The sequence below is a fragment of the Anaerovibrio sp. genome, from assembly GCF_045637405.1.
GTDB lineage: Bacteria > Bacillota > Negativicutes > Selenomonadales > Selenomonadaceae > Anaerovibrio.
This window is the reverse complement of record NZ_JAZTZI010000003.1, coordinates 31,046-49,049: the sequence shown is the minus strand read 5'-3', so window position 1 is coordinate 49,049 and position 18,004 is coordinate 31,046. Positions and strand designations below refer to the sequence as shown.

General features: G+C 44.1%; 19 protein-coding genes. 18 read left to right on the top strand and 1 reads right to left on the bottom strand.

Features of this window, described 5'->3' with window-relative positions; all coding sequences use genetic code 11:
- From addA to ACKI5G_RS00325, 15 genes are all read left to right on the top strand, one after another.
- Entirely contained in the window at positions 1-3,804 is a 3,804-nt protein-coding gene (addA, locus tag ACKI5G_RS00395) for a helicase-exonuclease AddAB subunit AddA (RefSeq protein WP_407396566.1), read from the top strand.
- A gap of 195 nt (positions 3,805-3,999) precedes the next feature.
- On the top strand, positions 4,000-5,271 hold the full coding sequence (locus ACKI5G_RS00390; protein WP_407396564.1) for a GspE/PulE family protein: 1,272 nt from the start codon (positions 4,000-4,002) through the stop codon (positions 5,269-5,271).
- A 42-nt stretch (positions 5,272-5,313) separates the two neighbouring features.
- Positions 5,314-6,333, top strand: coding sequence for a type IV pilus twitching motility protein PilT (locus tag ACKI5G_RS00385; RefSeq protein ID WP_407396562.1), 1,020 nt, complete (start codon positions 5,314-5,316; stop codon positions 6,331-6,333).
- Complete coding sequence (locus tag ACKI5G_RS00380; RefSeq protein ID WP_407396560.1) at positions 6,330-7,517, top strand: type II secretion system F family protein; 1,188 nt, start codon at positions 6,330-6,332, stop codon at positions 7,515-7,517. The genes ACKI5G_RS00385 and ACKI5G_RS00380 overlap by 4 nt, the downstream gene beginning before the upstream one ends.
- Before the next feature lie 10 nt (positions 7,518-7,527).
- Complete coding sequence (locus tag ACKI5G_RS00375; RefSeq protein ID WP_407396558.1) at positions 7,528-7,938, top strand: prepilin-type N-terminal cleavage/methylation domain-containing protein; 411 nt, start codon at positions 7,528-7,530, stop codon at positions 7,936-7,938.
- On the top strand, positions 7,938-8,522 hold the full coding sequence (locus ACKI5G_RS00370; protein ID WP_407396556.1) for a prepilin peptidase: 585 nt from the start codon (positions 7,938-7,940) through the stop codon (positions 8,520-8,522). Before ACKI5G_RS00375 ends, ACKI5G_RS00370 begins: the two co-directional genes overlap by 1 nt.
- Positions 8,519-8,959: a Tfp pilus assembly protein FimT/FimU gene (locus ACKI5G_RS00365; protein WP_407396554.1), complete on the top strand. Its 441-nt coding sequence runs from the start codon at positions 8,519-8,521 to the stop codon at positions 8,957-8,959. Before ACKI5G_RS00370 ends, ACKI5G_RS00365 begins: the two co-directional genes overlap by 4 nt.
- Entirely contained in the window at positions 8,952-9,143 is a 192-nt protein-coding gene (locus ACKI5G_RS00360; protein ID WP_407396552.1) for a hypothetical protein, read from the top strand. The genes ACKI5G_RS00365 and ACKI5G_RS00360 overlap by 8 nt, the downstream gene beginning before the upstream one ends.
- Before the next feature lie 3 nt (positions 9,144-9,146).
- On the top strand, positions 9,147-9,677 hold the full coding sequence (locus ACKI5G_RS00355) for a PilW family protein (RefSeq protein WP_407396550.1): 531 nt from the start codon (positions 9,147-9,149) through the stop codon (positions 9,675-9,677).
- Positions 9,661-10,080 carry a hypothetical protein gene (locus tag ACKI5G_RS00350; RefSeq protein ID WP_407396548.1) on the top strand — a complete coding sequence of 140 codons (420 nt, stop codon included), beginning with the start codon at positions 9,661-9,663 and terminating at the stop codon, positions 10,078-10,080. Before ACKI5G_RS00355 ends, ACKI5G_RS00350 begins: the two co-directional genes overlap by 17 nt.
- Positions 10,081-11,166 carry a hypothetical protein gene (locus tag ACKI5G_RS00345; RefSeq protein ID WP_407396547.1) on the top strand — a complete coding sequence of 362 codons (1,086 nt, stop codon included), beginning with the start codon at positions 10,081-10,083 and terminating at the stop codon, positions 11,164-11,166.
- Positions 11,135-11,701 carry a type 4a pilus biogenesis protein PilO gene (locus ACKI5G_RS00340; RefSeq protein WP_407396545.1) on the top strand — a complete coding sequence of 189 codons (567 nt, stop codon included), beginning with the start codon at positions 11,135-11,137 and terminating at the stop codon, positions 11,699-11,701. Before ACKI5G_RS00345 ends, ACKI5G_RS00340 begins: the two co-directional genes overlap by 32 nt.
- An 83-nt stretch (positions 11,702-11,784) precedes the next feature.
- Positions 11,785-12,942, top strand: a complete 1,158-nt coding sequence (aroC, locus tag ACKI5G_RS00335) for a chorismate synthase (protein ID WP_407396543.1) — start codon at positions 11,785-11,787, stop codon at positions 12,940-12,942.
- The gene (locus ACKI5G_RS00330; RefSeq protein WP_407396596.1) at positions 12,942-13,451 is read left to right on the top strand and encodes a shikimate kinase; all 510 of its coding nucleotides are present in this window, start codon (positions 12,942-12,944) and stop codon (positions 13,449-13,451) included. The genes aroC and ACKI5G_RS00330 overlap by 1 nt, the downstream gene beginning before the upstream one ends.
- A 24-nt stretch (positions 13,452-13,475) precedes the next feature.
- Positions 13,476-14,714 (top strand): ATP-binding protein, encoded by a 1,239-nt coding sequence (locus ACKI5G_RS00325; protein WP_407396541.1) that lies wholly within the window; start codon positions 13,476-13,478, stop codon positions 14,712-14,714.
- 88 nt (positions 14,715-14,802) lie between these two features.
- Here the strand turns inward: ACKI5G_RS00325 and ACKI5G_RS00320 are convergent, their stop codons facing one another.
- Positions 14,803-15,684: a LysR family transcriptional regulator gene (locus tag ACKI5G_RS00320; RefSeq protein ID WP_407396539.1), complete on the bottom strand. Its 882-nt coding sequence runs from the start codon at positions 15,682-15,684 to the stop codon at positions 14,803-14,805.
- 320 nt (positions 15,685-16,004) lie between these two features.
- Here ACKI5G_RS00320 and motA point away from each other — a divergent pair, with 320 nt between their 5' ends.
- The 3 genes from motA (at position 16,005) to acpS (ending at position 17,995) form a co-directional block, all read left to right on the top strand.
- Positions 16,005-16,781, top strand: coding sequence for a flagellar motor stator protein MotA (gene motA / locus ACKI5G_RS00315; RefSeq protein WP_407396537.1), 777 nt, complete (start codon positions 16,005-16,007; stop codon positions 16,779-16,781).
- A 3-nt stretch (positions 16,782-16,784) separates the two neighbouring features.
- Entirely contained in the window at positions 16,785-17,555 is a 771-nt protein-coding gene (locus ACKI5G_RS00310) for a flagellar motor protein MotB (protein ID WP_407396535.1), read from the top strand.
- 68 nt (positions 17,556-17,623) lie between these two features.
- Positions 17,624-17,995, top strand: coding sequence for a holo-ACP synthase (gene acpS / locus ACKI5G_RS00305; RefSeq protein WP_407396533.1), 372 nt, complete (start codon positions 17,624-17,626; stop codon positions 17,993-17,995).
- Positions 17,996-18,004: the final 9 nt, after the last annotated feature.

Genomic DNA, 18,004 nt, shown 5'->3' with positions numbered 1-18,004 from the left:
ATGGAGTGGTCACAGGAGCAAAAATTAGCCATAAATAATGATGAAAAAAATATTCTGGTTTCCGCAGCGGCTGGCTCTGGCAAGACGGCGGTGCTGGTGGAAAGGGTGGTTTCCCATTTGCTCAGAGATCCTGAAAAGGATAGTCATGCCTGGGATGTGGACAGACTGCTGGTGGTTACATTTACCAGAGCAGCGGCGGAGGAAATGAAGCAGCGTATAAAGAAAAGGCTGCAAGGTGCCATTTCCAAGGAGCTGGAACAAAAAAACGCAGACAGAAACATGGTGAGAAGGCTGGAACGCCAGCTGATTCTGTTATCCGGAGCTTCCATTTCCACCATTGATTCCTTTTGCCAGACAGTGGTAAAGAATAATTTTAATGCCATAGATATTGACCCTAAGTTTCGCATTGCCAATGAAAATGAACTGGTTATCCTTCAGCAGGATGTGTTGGAGGATATGTTTGAGTCAAAATATGCTGCGGGAGATGAAGCCCTGCAACGCTTTGCAGATAAATACGGCACTGTAAGGGGAGACTCGGCCCTTCATGATATTGTGCTGAAGCTCTACGGGAAATCCCAGAATCAGCCCTTTCCCGATTTGTGGTTAAGTGGTCTGGAACAGGATTATCACTCAAAGGCTGGTGATTTTGTATCTTTGAAGGACACAAAGTGGTGGCCTGTTATAGAGGATGAAATTTTATGTCGTATGATCCCTGCAAGGGAATATCTTGATGAACTGAAAAGTATTGTTGTCAATTTTGAGGAGCCAAAGGTTCGGGGAAAATTCGAAGAAGATGTGAGCTTTTTCGATGAATTGATAACATCAGTAGATGGTGCCATGCAACAGGGCTGGCATGAGCTTTATACGGCTTTTTCCAGAATTGATGATATTCCCAGAATACCTACTATTTCCAAGGGAGTAGAGCCGGAGGTTAAAGCATCTTTTAAAAATGTGCGGGATGCCCTAAAGGATCTGCTGAAGGAAATGCGTGAGCTGGTTCAGGATGATGAGGATGTACTATTAGAGGAATTACGGGCTGCCAGTGATGATGTTTCCTCCATTGTAAAATTGGTAAAGGATTTTTCGCAGGCTTATGGCAGTGCCAAAAAACAAAAAAATATTGTGGATTTCAGCGATGTGGAGCATTTTGCCTTGGAGATTTTAAATTCGCCGGAGGCGGCCCCGGGAGAGCTGAAGCCTTCGGATATCGCTTTGGAGCTCCGCCAACGGTATCAGGAAATAATGGTAGATGAGTATCAGGATACCAATGAAGTACAGGAGTTCATTGTGCGTCTTATTTCCGGCGAAGGAAATGCCAATACCTTTACAGTAGGTGATGTTAAACAGAGTATCTATGGCTTCCGTTCATCAGAACCTGCATTGTTTTTGAAGAAATATAAGGAATATGAAAAAGCTGATAATCAAAATGGAGAGCTTATAACCCTGGGGCGGAATTTCCGCAGCCGCAGGGAAATTCTTTCCGCCATAAATTATGTATTTGCCCAGGTGATGACCCCAAATCCAACTGAAATTGAATATGACGACCGGGCTATGCTGAATGAGGGCGATCCTTATGGCTATGATAACCCTGAAACAGGTGACATAGTGGAGAATAATGTGGAGCTGGCTTTGATAGATATGACAGCTAATTCTGATGACGAGGTAGGAAAGAATTTTAACCATACTGGTACTGAAAGTCAGGACGATGTTGAGGATTTGGTGGGCTTTGAACTGGAGGCCCAGTATATCGCCAATCGTATACGGGAAATCAAGGCCAGCGGTAAAATGGTCTTTGATAAGGATTATAAGGAAAATAATGGATATCGTCCTGTGACATGGCGGGATATGGTAATTCTTCTCAGAGCTACCAAGAATAAAGCAGATGTTTTGCAGGAAATTCTTCAGCAAAATGACATTCCTGTGTATGCCAACACCAGTGATGGTTTCTTCCAGACGACGGAGATTCAGATTATGCATTCTCTGTTGTCGGTTATAGACAATGCCCAGCAGGATATCCATTTGGCAGCAGTGCTGTTTTCACCTATAGTGGGCTTAAGTGCTTCGGATTTGGCTAAGCTGAAGGCCTCCGCCAAGGATGGTGATATGTATACCGCAATGTTGGCGGCCAATACACCGGAGTCAAAGCTGGACACTGAAATTAAAGAGAAAATAAATGATTTTTTGAATAAGCTAAGCATTTGGCGTCAGCTGTCAAGGCAAGTGGGTGTGCCGGAGCTGATATGGCAGATTTTCCGTGACACGGGCTATTATGATTATGTGGGCAGCCTGCGTGGGGGAATTCTTCGTCAGGCCAATTTGCGTATGCTGGTAACCCGGGCCCAGGAATTCCAGAATACGGATTATCAGGGGCTGTTCCGTTTTTTGCGGTTTATCAAACGCATGACGGATATGGAAACAGATCTGTCCATGGCCAGAACCCTGGGAGAAGGAGAGGATGTTGTTCGTGTAATGACCATCCATAAAAGTAAGGGGCTGGAGTTCCCTGTGGTGTTTATTGCCGATATGTGCAAGGGCTTTAATAAAATGGACTTGACGGATGATGTTTTGGTTCATAAAGAATTGGGTATGGGCATTAAGTATGTGGATATGGAATATATGGCCAAGTATGAAACCTTTTCCAGACAGGCAGTAAAGGCAAAATGGAAGCGGGAGCTTCAGGCGGAGGAGCTGCGTGTATTATATGTTGCCATGACCAGAGCCAGGGAGAAGCTGATTATGGTGGGGCGGTGCCGTAATTTGGAAAAGCAGGCTGCCAAGTGGTGCCAGCATATTGATACCACTGCCAAGGTGCTGCCGGTTCATACACTGTTGTCAGTAAATTCTTACGCTGACTGGGTGGCCCGTGCTGTGGCACATCACCCTGATGGCAAGCCATTGGTGGAATATTCCGGTGTTACAAAAAATAGGGCTGCTATTCCCGATGCCATGGGAAGGGAGTCACATTGGTTGGTTTCTGTTATAGATGCTGAAGGTATAGCTGGAGTTAATCAGCTTAATGAAGTGAATAACCAGCTGCTTCAGACGGTGAAGGCAGGCAAGCTGATAGAGCTGGAAACAGATATTGGCGAGCTAGCTCATAATTTGTCCCTTGACTATGATTATCGTGGCACACGGGAGGTTCCGGCCAAGCTGACAGTATCAGAATTAAAGCGCCGCTTTTCAGAGGCTTCATTTGATGATATGCAGCCGGGGGATACTCAGCAGCTGACGGCCCGGCATGGGGAATACATTTTCAATCGTCCAAGATTTATTCAGGAGGCTGAGGGCAAGGCAGGGCTGAAGGGCAACGAGTATGGTACTCTTATGCATTCTGTAATGCAGCATCTTGATTTGTCCGGCAACCTGGATGCAAGGGACGTGAAGAAACAGCTGGCAGGTATGGTGACCAACGAAGTTATGACTGAGGAGCAAGCTGGCTATGTTAATGTGAAGGGGGTAGTGTCCTTCTTTAAAACAGACATTGGTAAGCGGTTGAAAAACTCTTCGGAGCTTTGGCGTGAGCTGGCCTTTAGCCGTATGCTGAATGCTGGTGACTATTACGATGATGTGGAGGGAGAATTTATATTCAGCCAGGGCGTAATAGATGTGCTATTTAAGGAGTCAGATGGCAGATATGTGCTGCTGGATTACAAGACTGACAGTGATACCGACCCGGATGCAGTGAAAAAGCGCTATGGGCTTCAGCTTCAGCTTTATACGGCGGCGGCAGAATCCATTCTGGGTATAAAGGTGGCAGAACGATATCTTTATATGCTTCACGACAGCAGTGTGATTGCTATATGAGCATAGCGTAAAAAATGTTGTATAGGCTGTAGTAAGCAGGATGAAAGTCTGTATGCTTTCATTTTGCATACTACAGCTTTTGTTATGCAAAAATATATTTTGAGTTTTATTAAAAAACTATTGAAATATTTTCGTATAATGATAAAATAATTAATAAAGAAAAGTAAAAGCGTAAGAGTACAAAGGGATATTAGTATGAGAACAAAAGTAAGGAAAAGTTTTAAAGAATTATTTGATGCTGCCAAGCGAAGTACCACTACTTATCCTTCCCCTATACCCGTTCCGGTTAAAACGATTAACGACCATTCTCCGGTGGTAGAGCTGGTTAACCGCATTGTGGATGAGGCTCTGGTACAAAATGCCTCTGATATACACGTGGAACCTGGCAACATAGCAGGGCGATTACGCTACAGAATCGATGGAAAGCTGGAAACCGTTTATGATGAGATTCCTATGGAGCTATATAGCAATGTTATTTCCCGTATTAAGATAATGTGTCAGCTAAATATTGCGGAGAACCGTCTGCCCCAGGATGGGCGCTTTTCCTATGAAAATGTGGACAATGAGATTGATGTCCGGGTGTCCATTGTACCCCTTATTAATGGAGAAAAGGCTGTACTCAGGCTTTTGAACAGGTCTGGAGTGTTTATGGATATTGACAGTCTGGACCTTTCACTGGAAAACAAATCTAAATTTTTGGGCTTATGCCAGGAATCAAGTGGCGCAGTGATTATAGCGGGGCCAGTAAATTCAGGCAAAACCACAACCTTATATGGAGCATTGCATTATCTGAATAATCCTGCCAAGAACATTGTAACCATTGAGGATCCGGTGGAATATCAGCTACAGGGAATCAATCAGGTGCAGGTTAATACAAGGATAAAGCTGGATTTTGAAGATATCCTAAAGGCGGTGCTGCGACAGGATTATGACGTTCTGGCCATTGGGGAGGTACGTAGCGATGAGGTATCAAGAATGCTGGTTAAGAGCTCTCTTACAGGTCATCTGGTGCTTGCCACAATACATACATCAAGTGCGGCCAAGGTTATTTATCGCTTATTGGATATGGGGATAAAACCATTTTTGTTGGCCATTGCCCTGAAGGGAATTGTGGCTCAGCGTTTAGTTCCCAGGCTCTGTCCCCATTGCTGTGAGGCCTATGATGTGTTGCCGGAAAGCCAGCTTGCCAGGAAAATGGGAGCTAATTACGAGCCAGGACTATGGCTGTATCGTCGTCGGGGCTGTGAAAAATGTAAAGGACGTGGCATTAAGGGTAGGGTCGCCATTCAGGAGGTGTTGATTATTGACAGCGAACTGCAGCAATGTATCAGTTCACGGCCTACTATAGGTGAGCTGGAGACAGCTATAAAAAATGCTGCAATGAAAACCATGTGGGAGGATGGTATTGAAAAGGCCAAGGAGGGAATGGTGGAAATTCAGGAGGTTGCACGGGTATGTAGTGAGTAATTTGAGAATAGTAAGTAATATGCAGGGGAGTAGAGAAGGAATATGGGACTTTGTGAGAGTGATTTTGAAGAAATATTGATAAGTGCATCTCAAGGGGGAGCGTCAGATGTGTTTATTTCGGAAGCTGTACCGGTTTTTTACAGACAGTGGGGGATGCTTTCTGTGATAAAGGAATATAAGGCCAGTAAAGAGGATATATGGAAAATATTTTCCAGAATTACCCACCGTGACCAGCAGGAGGAATTTCTAAGGAGAAAAGAGGTGGATTTTACGTGGGAGCTTTCGGGATGGCGTTATCGGGTGCATATTTATCGACAGCAGGGGAAGATAGCCTTTGCCTTCAGAATAATGCCCCATAAAATACCCGGCCTGGAGGAGCTGGGGCAGGCTGCGGCTATACGCCAATTTATGGATTGCAGTGATGGACTATTATTGGTAACAGGAGCCACAGGAGCCGGAAAAACCACTACAGTGGCAGCCCTTTTGGCAGAGATGAACAAAAATAAGAACTATCATATTCTTACCTTGGAGGATCCAGTGGAGTTTGTCTATCCCCAGGGCAGTTGCCTGTTCAGTCAGCAGGAGCTGGGGGGAGATTTTTTCGGGTATCCTAGTGGAATTATCAGTGCCATGCGGGAGAATCCCGATGTGATTATGATTGCAGAGCTGCGGGATGGTAAAAGCTGCGAAGCGGCCTTAAGTGCAGCTGCTTCAGGGCATTATGTTATTGCCACCATGCACACTGGTGGAGTTGTGGAAACAGTGGAGAGGTTTATAAGCATGGTTTCACCGGAAAAGCAGAATCTTGCCAGAAGTATACTGGCATCATCATTAAGGGGAATATGTGCCCAAAAGCTATATAAGGGGGTGGATGGCCGTTTGCATTGTGGGGCAGAAATATTGCAGGGCAATAACGCGGCGGCCAATATCATCAGAAGGGGGAAATATGAGCTGCTTAAGTCAGTAATGCAGTCGGGAGCCGTTCAGGGGATGCAGACTATGGAAATGGCCATGGAAAAGCTGCGCAGCCAAAATCTTATAAAAATGGATAGGGCACAATGAAAAATTTTGATTATATTGTGCTGGATGACGGGGGCAAACGAAGTCGGGGGAATATTGAAGGAAGGAACAGAGCGGCTGTCTATGAAGAATTAAGGTCCCAGGGAATGATAATTATCAGTCTAAGGGAAAAGACAAGGTTCAAAATGCCTGGACTTGGCCATAATTCTCACGGCTGGAATAAAACAAAGAAAAGTCAGTTTTACCGCCAAGGGGCAATTATGATGAAGGCAGGTGTTCCCATCGGTGAGGTGGTAAGGATATTGGAGGGGGAAAAGGACAAAGAAGACGGACTTAAGGAGAAGCTGTCATCTGGTATGTCCTTGACCAGCGCAATGACAGCCTGCGGTAAAAATTTCAGCTCCCAGGAGATAGCCATGGTGGAGGCCGGGGAATATGGGGGGAATCTGGAATGGGTTTTCAGTGCCTTGGCGGATGATTTTCAGCGTCGGGAAACGTTGGAAAAGGGGGTTAAAATGGCTATGTTATATCCCGGGTTCCTGGTTATTATGAGTCTGTGTTCCCTGACCTTTATCATTCTTGGGGTATTGCCGGTGATTCTTGATGTATTTGGGGATTTGTCCTTGGAGCTGCCATGGACCACCAGATTCTTGATTAGTGTTTCCCAGATACCCTGGGAGGTGGCTTTTATGACATTGGCGGCACTCATTTTAATATGTTTTGTAATCAGAGCAGCCCGCAGGCAACAAGGCCTTGGACGCTATGGGGACAGATTGCTGCTAAAAATTCCATTTTTTGGCAGGCTATGGCTTATGAAGGATATGAGCGTATTGCTGGGAACACTGTCCATGCTGCTGGAGAGCGGAATAGTAATTGATAAGGCTGTGGAAAGCTGTGTGGCTCTTTGCAGTAATCTATGTCTGCGTGAAGCTGTGCAGGAAATGGGCCGTAGGCTGGCCAGGGGAAATGGGCTTACAGCCTGCATGAGGGGTGATTTATATCCTGAGGTTATACGGGAAATGGTATCTGTTGGGGAGGCCTCTGGTGAGCTTTCTGTTATGCTTCGCCATGGCAGTGAGTTGTGCTTGGAGGAATCAGAGAATAAAATCCGGATAATTGAAACCATGGCAGAGCCGGTGATAGTTACGGCTTTGGGATTTATCATCGGGTTTATTGTAATAAGTATTGTTTGGCCAATGTTGGAGCTGATGACGGCCTATTTTTAAGGAGAGGGATATGGTGAAAAAGTTTAGGAATGAAGCGGGATTTTCCATGCTGGAGCTGATAATCTACATTTCCATAGTAGGAATTATTCTTGCTGTGGCAGTACCCAAATACAATAATGCCATTGTAATGGCCAATACGGCCAGAATACAGGCAGATCTTCAAACATTGGACGGGGCTGTTATGATGTATTACACGGAAACAGGTCAATATCCCGGGACAATTGAAGATTTGGATGATTATATAAAAAATGTTACGGAGCTTCATCCTCCCAAGGGAAAGTATATGCTGAAGGATGGTACTGTGGGTGAAATTTCAGATGCAGAATACACCATAGATGGAGAGGAAAATGAGGCCCTATGTGATGGACACAGACTGGCAGATTTTGGGCGCCAGGACAAAGGGGGACGCGTTTCGGAGTAATGGGGTGTTTTGAGCTATTAAAACGGCATGGTCAGGAGATTTTTGCCTTTTATGCACTGATAACCGGTGCAGAGCTTTTTGTATGTTCAACACATACGGATTGGTGGTTGCTTCCTGTGTATAATCTCACCATGCTTCCTTTGGGAATATTGGATTACCACTATAAACGACTGTTGAATCCTTTGGTGCTAACTTTAGCTGTAATGGGAATAATGTGTTGTGTTGTGCTGGTGGAGAAAAACATAGGGGAAGCTTTATTGGGGGCAGCTGTCTTTGGCGGGCTGCTCTATCTTATACGTTACATATCGAAGGAAGGACTTGGAATGGGGGACGTAAAGCTGGGGGCAGCTGCAGGGATATGGCTGGGGCCGCAAGCCGCAGTAATGGCTCTGTATATTTCCTTTATTTTGGGCGGGCTATATGTAACATGTTATTTATTGATGATGGAAAAGCGGGATGGAAGGAACAGCCTATGGAGGATAAGGAAAAAAACTATTCCCTTTGGTCCCTTTTTGGTATTGGGAAGCTCCATAGGACTGATTTATGGAGAGACATTTATAGATTATTATTTAAGCCTTTTATGAATGATACTGGTGGCAGCCTCATTGAGGTGCTACTGGTGGTTGCTGTGATTTCTGTGGTCATTGGAACAGCAGCTCACTCCTTTAGGTTCACAGATCAGCTTCGGCTGGATCATGAAACAGCATTTTTAGCAAAGCGATTACAGTACGTCAGGGAAATATCACGGAATGCTGATGATTTTTCTGCCTTAGGGTATAGGGAGCTTTCCCTGGGACCATGTTTTTCACTAAAGATGGGGGGACAAGGATATTATTATCGTGTGGGCAGCAAAAAGGTGGAATCCTGGGAGCTTCCCCGGGACATTTATATTTCCTGTAATAGACAGGAAATGGTTTTTTACAAGGACGGGGATGCTACGAACTGTACCTTCAGCCTTTCCCTGGGAAATAAAAAACGGTTTGTGATAGTGGACAGAGTGGGGCGAATACGAATTGAGTAAAGACGATGCTGGGTTTGTAATTATGGATGTAATGCTGTTGATGGTGCTTTTGCTGTCTTTGCTGGCGATGATAAAATACAGCATCCTTGCCTATGATGATGCCGTTAATATGGAACATCGTTTCTTGGAAGAGCTGGCTTTTCAGGAATATATGGACAGACTGGAAATGGAGGGGGATCAATAGGATATGTTCCAAATCCGAAATGATAAGGGCTTCACTTTGCCGGAGGTTATGATTTGCATGCCTATTTGCATGATATTAATAACGGCTTTGGTTACGGCCTATGGAGTATTGGCCAAAAACTACATTAAAATTGCCAGCCAATGGGCATATCTGGAGGAGCTTAGAACCATTACCAATATGGTTCAGCAGAAGGTGAGATATGCTGACAGCCTCAGTGTTGCGGACCGTCATAGATTACTACTTTCTACCCAGGACTATAAAAGGAATGAAAAGAATACATTTCAGTTTTATCTGTCTTCAGATAATAAAGGGGTATTTTTGCTGAATGGGCAGCCGGTTTCCAATGATGACAGCGCAAGGTATGTGAATATAAAAGATATTTCTTTCCAAAGGATACTGCCACATAAGGTAATAATGCAGGTGACCCTGGAAAATAATGTTACTGGCAAAGTGGTTACAGTTGAAAATAGTATTTATAGCCGTTGCTTATGGGCTAAAGAAAGGGTAGGAGAGTCTGATGTCGGTGACACATGATAGGGGAAGTGTTTCCATTACAGCAATAATCCTGATATTTTCGGCATCTCTTTTAATGGCAGCCCTGGCTCAGTTAAATTATTTGGAGCATAAGGTGTTGGATAACAGCATTGCTCAAAAGCAACTGCGTCAGATGGCGGAATTTTCAGTTCAGAGAGAGTATGACAGGCTTGCACAGGACAAGAATTTCCTAAAAGATGTCCTCATGGAGTCAAGACCTATGGAGCCCACAGGGGATATATTGGAAAATGAACGGGGAAGGTGCCAGGTGTTTGTGGGTGAAAAGAATGGACAGGTAATAATATGGGCTGTGGCGGAAAGGGAAAACAGCAAGGCTCAGGTAAGCTATAGTCTGATATTGGATGAAGAAACGGACAAATTTGTTCTGAAGGGAATGTTTTAATTGAATTTTAGAAACATTTTTCAGAGGGATAAGAGGGAAATAGTGGCGGTTTGCCATAGGGACGATACCATATATATGGTTGGGCTGCGAAGCTACAGGGATGGCAGAATTGCCATAATATGGGTTGACTCATTGCCAGAGGTCGGCGAGGGACTTCACGACAGGTTCCTTGGGCGGCTGATGATTCAGCAGCACAAACACAGTGAAGTAATATTCTGCGTTGATGACGACAGAGTGATTACCACAGAGCGGGAAATGCCAGGTTTATCATTAAAAGAAGTTGAAGAGGCTATACGGCTGGAAATGGAATACTCCGGTGAGAATTGTAAATGGGCTTATAGATATCAGGATGATATGGTTACCTTAAAAAAGATATCTCTGGATGAGTACAAAATTTTGGTTGATGATTATCGTGGCGATGTTTTTATTGCCGGTGTTATGGCTATGGACTACTATGAAGAATTTGCAGGTTCGGGTAGTGAGGAGCTTTTTGATATGGCTTGGGGAGGTATTTCCCAAGAACAGATTACTGAGGTGGTAAGGGGGCTTATATTTACAGCTTGTGATTATATTAGGAAAAGGGGATTTTGCTTTGAGTGCTTTCCCAACAGCTTCTTTAATTGGGATTGGCTAAGGGCAGGTATCCTGTTTTTCGTTGTAAATATTTGTGCATCCTTGATTATTGGCTGTGGGGCATTTTGGGAAGGCCAGGAGCTGAATGAAAAAATACATGGCTATAAGCAACAAATGGCTTTATTGGAAAATGTAAATGATATGAAAAAGGAAACAGAGGGTATGACAGAGGTGATTAGTAGAAAAGCTCAAATACTGAATTCCCTAAGGAGCAAGGGGATGGGATTATCGGGATACGCTATAATGATTTACTTGTCCCAGACAAGTGGGGAAGGGGTTATTCTCAGTGAAGCCAAGGTCGATAACGATAAGCAGCTTATATTAAAGGGGCGGGCGGATAATATGGGCATGGTGGTTAAGTATATCAGTAAGGTGGGTAAAAACTTATCCATAGAAAAAACTCAGCAGGGTGAAGATGGTGATGTGGAATTTATTTGCAAAGGGCAGTTATAAAGTGTTGCCAATGAAACTATATATTGGTGGTTTTGTTTTTGCTTGTGGCCTGTTTGTTTTGATTTTTAATATTTGCGTCTTGTTGCCACGGGTGGCACAGACCAGGGCGGAAAGCAGGGAACAGCTTTGTGAATTACAACGTCAGGTGACGTCAATTACTGCCTTTCAGAGACAACATGAGGATTTTGAGGCCCATATAGCAGAGATTAACAGGGAATATCAGCTGATGGAAAAGCTGCTGCCCAATGATGAAGCAGCCGTTGCCTTTATCCAACAGCTGGAAAATCATGCTGAGGTTAGTGGACTGGAATTAATATCCTTAAGGCCGGGAAAGGTGATTAAAGGTGATAAGTACATAGAGCAGCCCTTTGAAGTGGGAGTACGGGGCGAATATGCATCTATTATGGAATTTCTGAAAAATCTGCCCCAGGTTACCCCATATAATAAAACCGAATCATTTTCTATTAAATACTCACCACAAGGACTGGAGTGCCATATTAATGTTTCAATATTTTACTTTATGGGCGAAAAATAGGGATAAAATCTTGCTTTATGTAAACACTTATCATAGAATTAAAAAGTACATGTTTCCAAGAAATTATGGTTATGAGGTGTTGTATGAGTAATTTTAGATTTTTGACCTCCGGAGAATCCCATGGTCAGTGCCTTACAGCTATTGTGGAGGGAATTCCTGCCGGATTGAGGATAGATATTGAGGCGATAAATAGGGATTTAGCCCGCCGCCAGCAGGGATATGGCCGTGGCGGACGCATGAAGATCGAAACGGATAAGGCTGATGTGGTTTCAGGTGTTCGTTTTGGGGAAACCATGGGAGATCCTGTTACTTTACGGGTGGTTAACCGTGATTGGCAGAATTGGACTGACCGTATGTCTGTTTTTGGTCCTGAGTTTGGTGATAAGGTTACGGCGGTACGTCCGGGACATGCGGATTTGACCGGTGTGCTGAAATATAACCGTAATGATGCCAGAGATATCCTGGAGCGTGCCAGTGCCAGGGAAACAGCAGCCAGAGTGGCTGTGGGCGGACTGTGCAAGGAATTTTTGAAGGCATGTGGTATTGAGGTGGTGTCCCATGTAACAAAAATTGGTGGTGTTGCAGTGGATGAAGCCAATATTGACAGAAGCAAAATCGGCAGTGGAGATTCTGAGATTAATTGCTATGACCCGGAGGCAGAAGAGAAAATGAAGGCCAAAATACAGGAGGCCATGAAAGCAGGGGATACCTTGGGCGGCGTTTTCGAGGTTATTGTCCGTGGCGCACCTCTTGGCCTTGGTAGTCATATTCAGTGGGACAAGCGCCTTGATGGCAAGCTGGCATGGGCGATGATGGCAATTCAGGCTATTAAGGGTGTGGAAATCGGAGCCGGCTTCCAGTGCGGTGAGCTTCCTGGCAGTCAGATTCACGATGAAATGTTCTTGGACAAGGATAATAAGGTATATAGGAAAACCAATCGGGCAGGTGGCCTTGAGGGTGGCATGACAAACGGGGAGGAAATATGTATCAAGGCTTGCATGAAGCCTATTCCAACCCTTATGCAGCCACTTAATTCTGTAGATATTGGTTCCAAAACGGAAGTTAGCGCCTGCAAGGAACGCAGCGATTGCTGTGCTGTATCTGCTGCATCTGTAGTTGGTGAAGCTATGGTGGCTATCGTTATTACTGAGGCTGTGCTGGATAAATTTGGCGGTGATGCCATGGTGGATTTGCTTAGTTCAATGAATAATTATAAAAACAGGGTTCAAGGTGGCTTATGATAAAAAATGTTGTTTTAATTGGTTTTATGGGCGTTGGCAAATCCAGTACAGGACGCATGTTGGCCAATATGCTTGGATTTAAGTTTATCGACATGGATAAGGCCATTGAAAAAAAATACTCTATGACTATCCCTGAAATGTTTGAAAAATATGGAGAAGCCTATTTCCGGGAAAGAGAAAAGGAAATGTGCCGTGAGGTGGCCTCAAAGAAAAGCGTGGTTATATCCACTGGCGGGGGCACGGTAAAGGACCCTGAAAATGTGGAAATATTAAAGCGTACTGGTAAGATTGTATGCTTGGCTGCCAGTGTGGATTCTATTATGGAGCGCACATCTGCCAGGGGCACAAGACCTATTCTTGATGCCATGGAAGACAGACGGCAGGGAATCATTGACCTGCTGGCAGAGCGCCAGCCTATGTATGCGCAGGCGGATTATACCCTGGATACCACGGATTTATCACCGTTGCAGGTATCCCAGGATATTATTTCTTATATGAAACGTAGATAATAAATGTGAAATGGAGGTCATGATATGGTATCTGTTGACCTTGAAAATATGTTGGTATGTCGCAGTATATTGAAGGACAAGCTGGTGCAGGAGCTTATGGCATCTGGCAGTGAGCCGGATAATTTGGCACTGAGCCATGCCTTTGCGGGCCACCTGGTGGAAAAGGCAGAAAATGAGGGATGGAGCGGCAATCTTATAAGAGCCCTTTTTCTTCATCTTCTCAGCCAGGAGGGGTGTTTGGCAGCGAAAATGGCTGAAGCCTCAAAAGGGGCTATAGGCGATAGCCTAAAAAAGGCCTTTGTGCATGATATTAAAAAGCTGATGCCACTGCTTTTTAACAGGGCTTCCAGCATAGTCAATATAAGTATTTTGGATGACTATATCCCTTCTATACCATATACCTTGGAGGCAACTGCCTTTCTGGAAAAACAGCTGGAAGGGTGCAATACTCCTGAGACAGTGGCCAATGCGTTTTTGGTTTTCTATCAAAAATACGGCTATGGCGAGATTGCTTCACATCAGGCTTTTTCCTGGGATTCCAAGCACCAGAAGCTGAAGGGAATAAGGCATTTTGAAGCCATGGATTTTGCTGATATTATTGCCTACAAGCGCCAGAAGGAGCAGCTTATTAACAATACATTGGCATTTATTAATAAGAAGCCTGCCAATAATGTACTGCTGGTAGGGGCAAGAGGCACAGGCAAGTCCTCAGGGGTTAAGGCTTTGGCCAAGGCGTATTACAGTCAGGGGTTGAGACTGCTTCAGATGCAGAAGACCCAGCTTAATGAGCTGCCAAAGATTATGGCTACCTTACGTCAGTACGCCAGCAAGCGGTTCATTATATTTTTTGATGATCTTTCCTTTGAGGAATCAGACAGTGATTACAAGTATTTAAAGTCTGCCATTGAGGGCGGAGTTGAATCATGTCCGGAAAATGTGCTGATATATGCCACCTCCAACAGGCGTCATTTAATTCGTGAAACCTGGAGAGACCGTGTAGATGGTCAGGATGAGCTTTTCAGAAATGACAGTATTAATGAAACAATATCCCTGTCCGACCGCTTCGGCCTCATTATCACTTATCTGGAGCCAACCCAGGATGAATATCTCGATATTATTGACCACTTCCTCAGTCATGAGGGTATTCACCTTGAGAGGGAAGAATTGCGCATTTTGGGGCATCAGTGGAATTTGGAGCATTCAGGCAGAAGTGGCAGAAGTGCCCGACAGTTTGTAACCCATTATTTAGGTCAGATGAAATAAAATTATTGGTAAAGAAAAAAGACTTTGGAAATGTGATATCACATCTTCAAAGTCTTTTATTGTTGGTTGTAAATTTTGTGTCAACTGGTCAGTGATGCTCGTTAAGAGTATTCTTGCAGAAATCAATAAATGATTGTGCTGCCTTGGAGATGTAGCGCTCCTTTTTCCAGGCCAGTCCCAAATCAACATAAATCGGGTCCTCGAAAGGCAAAATCTTGATGCCGGGAGTTCCCTTTACAATGAAATCAAGCAGGAAGGAAATGCCAACATTTGTGCTGACCAAACCCTTGATAGTTTCAATCTGATTGGATTCGAGAACAATATTTGGAGAAATATTTGCCATTTTCAGCTTATTTAATACCATATAACGGAGGAAGGAGCCTTCCTTCAGCATAATGAGATCCGCCTCACTTATGTCGTTAATGTTAATGGAATTCTTACGGGCCAGAGGGTGAGCTTCAGGAACACAGGCCACGATCTGGTTGCGGGCCATAGGGAGAAGCTGAAGACTGGAGGAGGCATCGGAAAGAATCACAATACCGAAATCCAGTTCATCCCTTTCCAGCTGCTCGCGGATAGTCATGGAGCCTTCCTCGTAAAGATAAATATCAAGGTGAGGATAAAGGTGCTGGAAGCTGGAGAAAATTCTTGGGAACAGGTAGGCACCAATCATGGATGGAATACCAATTTTTATAGTTCCCTTTTGCAGCTGTTTGTAGTCGTTGACCTCAAGAACAGCATCCTGAATATTCCTTAAAGCCAGTTCGATGCGGTTAAGGAATATTGTGCCCTCAGGGGTGAGGGAAAGCTGCTTTTGACTGCGGTCAAACAGCTGAATACCCAGCTCAGCTTCTAATTTTTTTATAGCCACGGTTATATTAGGCTGGGAAACATTTAACCTTTCTGCCGCTCTTGTGATATTTTTTAACCGGCTTGCCATCTGAAAATATTCTAACTGTCTTAATTCCATTGGTAATCACTCCGATATAATGTATAGGGATATTTTGCCCGATAAATCAAAATTATCCGTTGATTATTATATCATATATTATGCAAATATTAAATAGTTCTTATTATAGTATAACGAAAATTTATTCTTCTCTAATATTTAAGAATTTTTAGGTATTTAGTATTTTGGAATTTTGAGAATTTTGTTGTATAATGATTATATATTTATCAGTGGAAGTAGGATTTTTTGTACTTTTATTGAATATACATAGTGTAAAAAGCAATCTATAATATGTTATTCGTTTTAAACGACATGTAATGGGTTGAACGGGGGGAATTATTTTGGAATTAGCTACAATCGTTGGCTTGGTAATGGGTCTCATATCAGTATTCGTTGGTATGGTAATTAAGGGAGCTCCAATTTCAGCGTTGAACAATCCTGCGGCCTTCCTTATCATTATAGGTGGTACAGCGTCCTGTATATTCATCGGTTTCCGTATGGATCAGGTAGTGAGATTTCCTAAGCTTATTGGTATGACTTTTAAAAAGAACAATCTGCAATCTTCTGGTGAGCTTTTGCAGTTGTTTATTGAACTTTCTCAGTTGGCCCGTCGTGAAGGTATTCTGGCTTTGGAAAGTAAGGTTCAGGAAATAGAGGATCCGTTTTTCCGTACTGGTCTTGGTATGGTTATCGATGGTATGGAGCCTGAATTTGTTAGTGATGTACTTGATGCGGAGCTGGCTATTATGCAGGCCCGTCATGCAGAAAACCGGTCGATGTTCTCCCAGGCTGGTACTTATGCACCGACACTGGGTGTACTTGGTGCCGTAGTAGGTCTGATTGCAGCTCTTGGTAACTTGAATGATATCGATAAGCTGGGTCATTCCATCGCGGCGGCATTCGTTGCTACAATACTTGGTATATTCACCGGTTATGTATTGTGGCTTCCATTCTGTAACAAGTTAAAGATTTTGTCTGAGCAGGAAATAAATCAAAAGCGTATGATTATCGAGGGTATTTTGTCCTTGCAGGCAGGTGACTCTCCTACAGCAATAGAAGCTAAACTGATGGTATTTATTCCTCAGACAGCTCGCGAAGGCTTGAAGAAGGAGGAATAGTTCATGGCGAAGAAAAAAAGACCAAAGCCTCATGAAGAAGAAGCATCAGAGGCGTGGCTTCTGCCTTATTCTGACCTGATGACACTGCTCCTGGCCTTGTTTATTTGCTTATTCGCAATTTCCCAGACTGATGAAACCAAGCTGACTCAGATGGCCCAGGCCTTCAGTTCGGCGTTTAATTTGGGTGGTCCGTCCTTCTTTGTTGGTGCAGGACCAGCCTCTACCAGTTCCCGAGATTACTTATCCGATGAGGATGGCGGTGCTGAGGCATATCTGGCTGAGAATAATCAGCTGGAGGCTGTTAAACGAAGTCTGGACCAATATATTGAGCAGAATGAATTAAATGAAGATTTGAGCACCACCCTTACAGAGGATGGGCTTATGATCAGAATTAAGGAGAAGGCACTGTTCCCATCCGGATCTGCTGATTTGGTTCCTGGGGTTCAGCGCATCGGTCCTGCCATCGCAGCACTGATTGCACCTATTCCACAGCGTATTCTGATTTCCGGGCATACGGATGATGTTCCTATCAGTAATTCTCAGTTTCCATCCAACTGGGAGCTCAGCACTGCCCGTGCCCTGAATTTTATGAAATATATCCTGGCCCAGGATTCCCGCATGAATCCTGCCCGGTTCAGTGCATTGGGCTGTAGCCAGTACAGACCTATTGCTGACAATGTAACTGAGGAGGGGCGCACCCAGAACCGTCGGGTAGAGGTGCTCATTGAACGTGCAGTTCACCTTGATAAATCAGCAATGCAAACAATTCGTTAACGACAGAAGGGCTCCTTTGGAGCCCTTTTTTGCTATGAAATATTAAAACTAAAGATATGGAGAGAATTATGATTATTGGCATAGGTGTGGATATTATAGAGCTGGACAGAGTAAAAAAGGCGATTTCCGGTGAGGCTTTCATAAAAAGAGTGTATTCAGCCGGGGAAATCGAATACTGTAAAGCCAGGGGGAAGAGCAGAGTGCAGTCCTTTGCAGGCCGTTTTGCGGCCAAGGAGGCAATTTTAAAGGCCTTTGGAACCGGGCTACGGGGCGGTGAGCTGGTGGATATAGACGTATATAATGATGAGCTGGGATGTCCAAGAGTAAAACTTTCCGGTTGGTTTAGTGAATTGGCCGAGAAAAAAGGTGTGAAAAATATTTGGATAAGCATCAGTCACTCAAAAAATAGTGCTGTAGCCCAATGTGTGCTGGAAGGATAAGGGGTTATT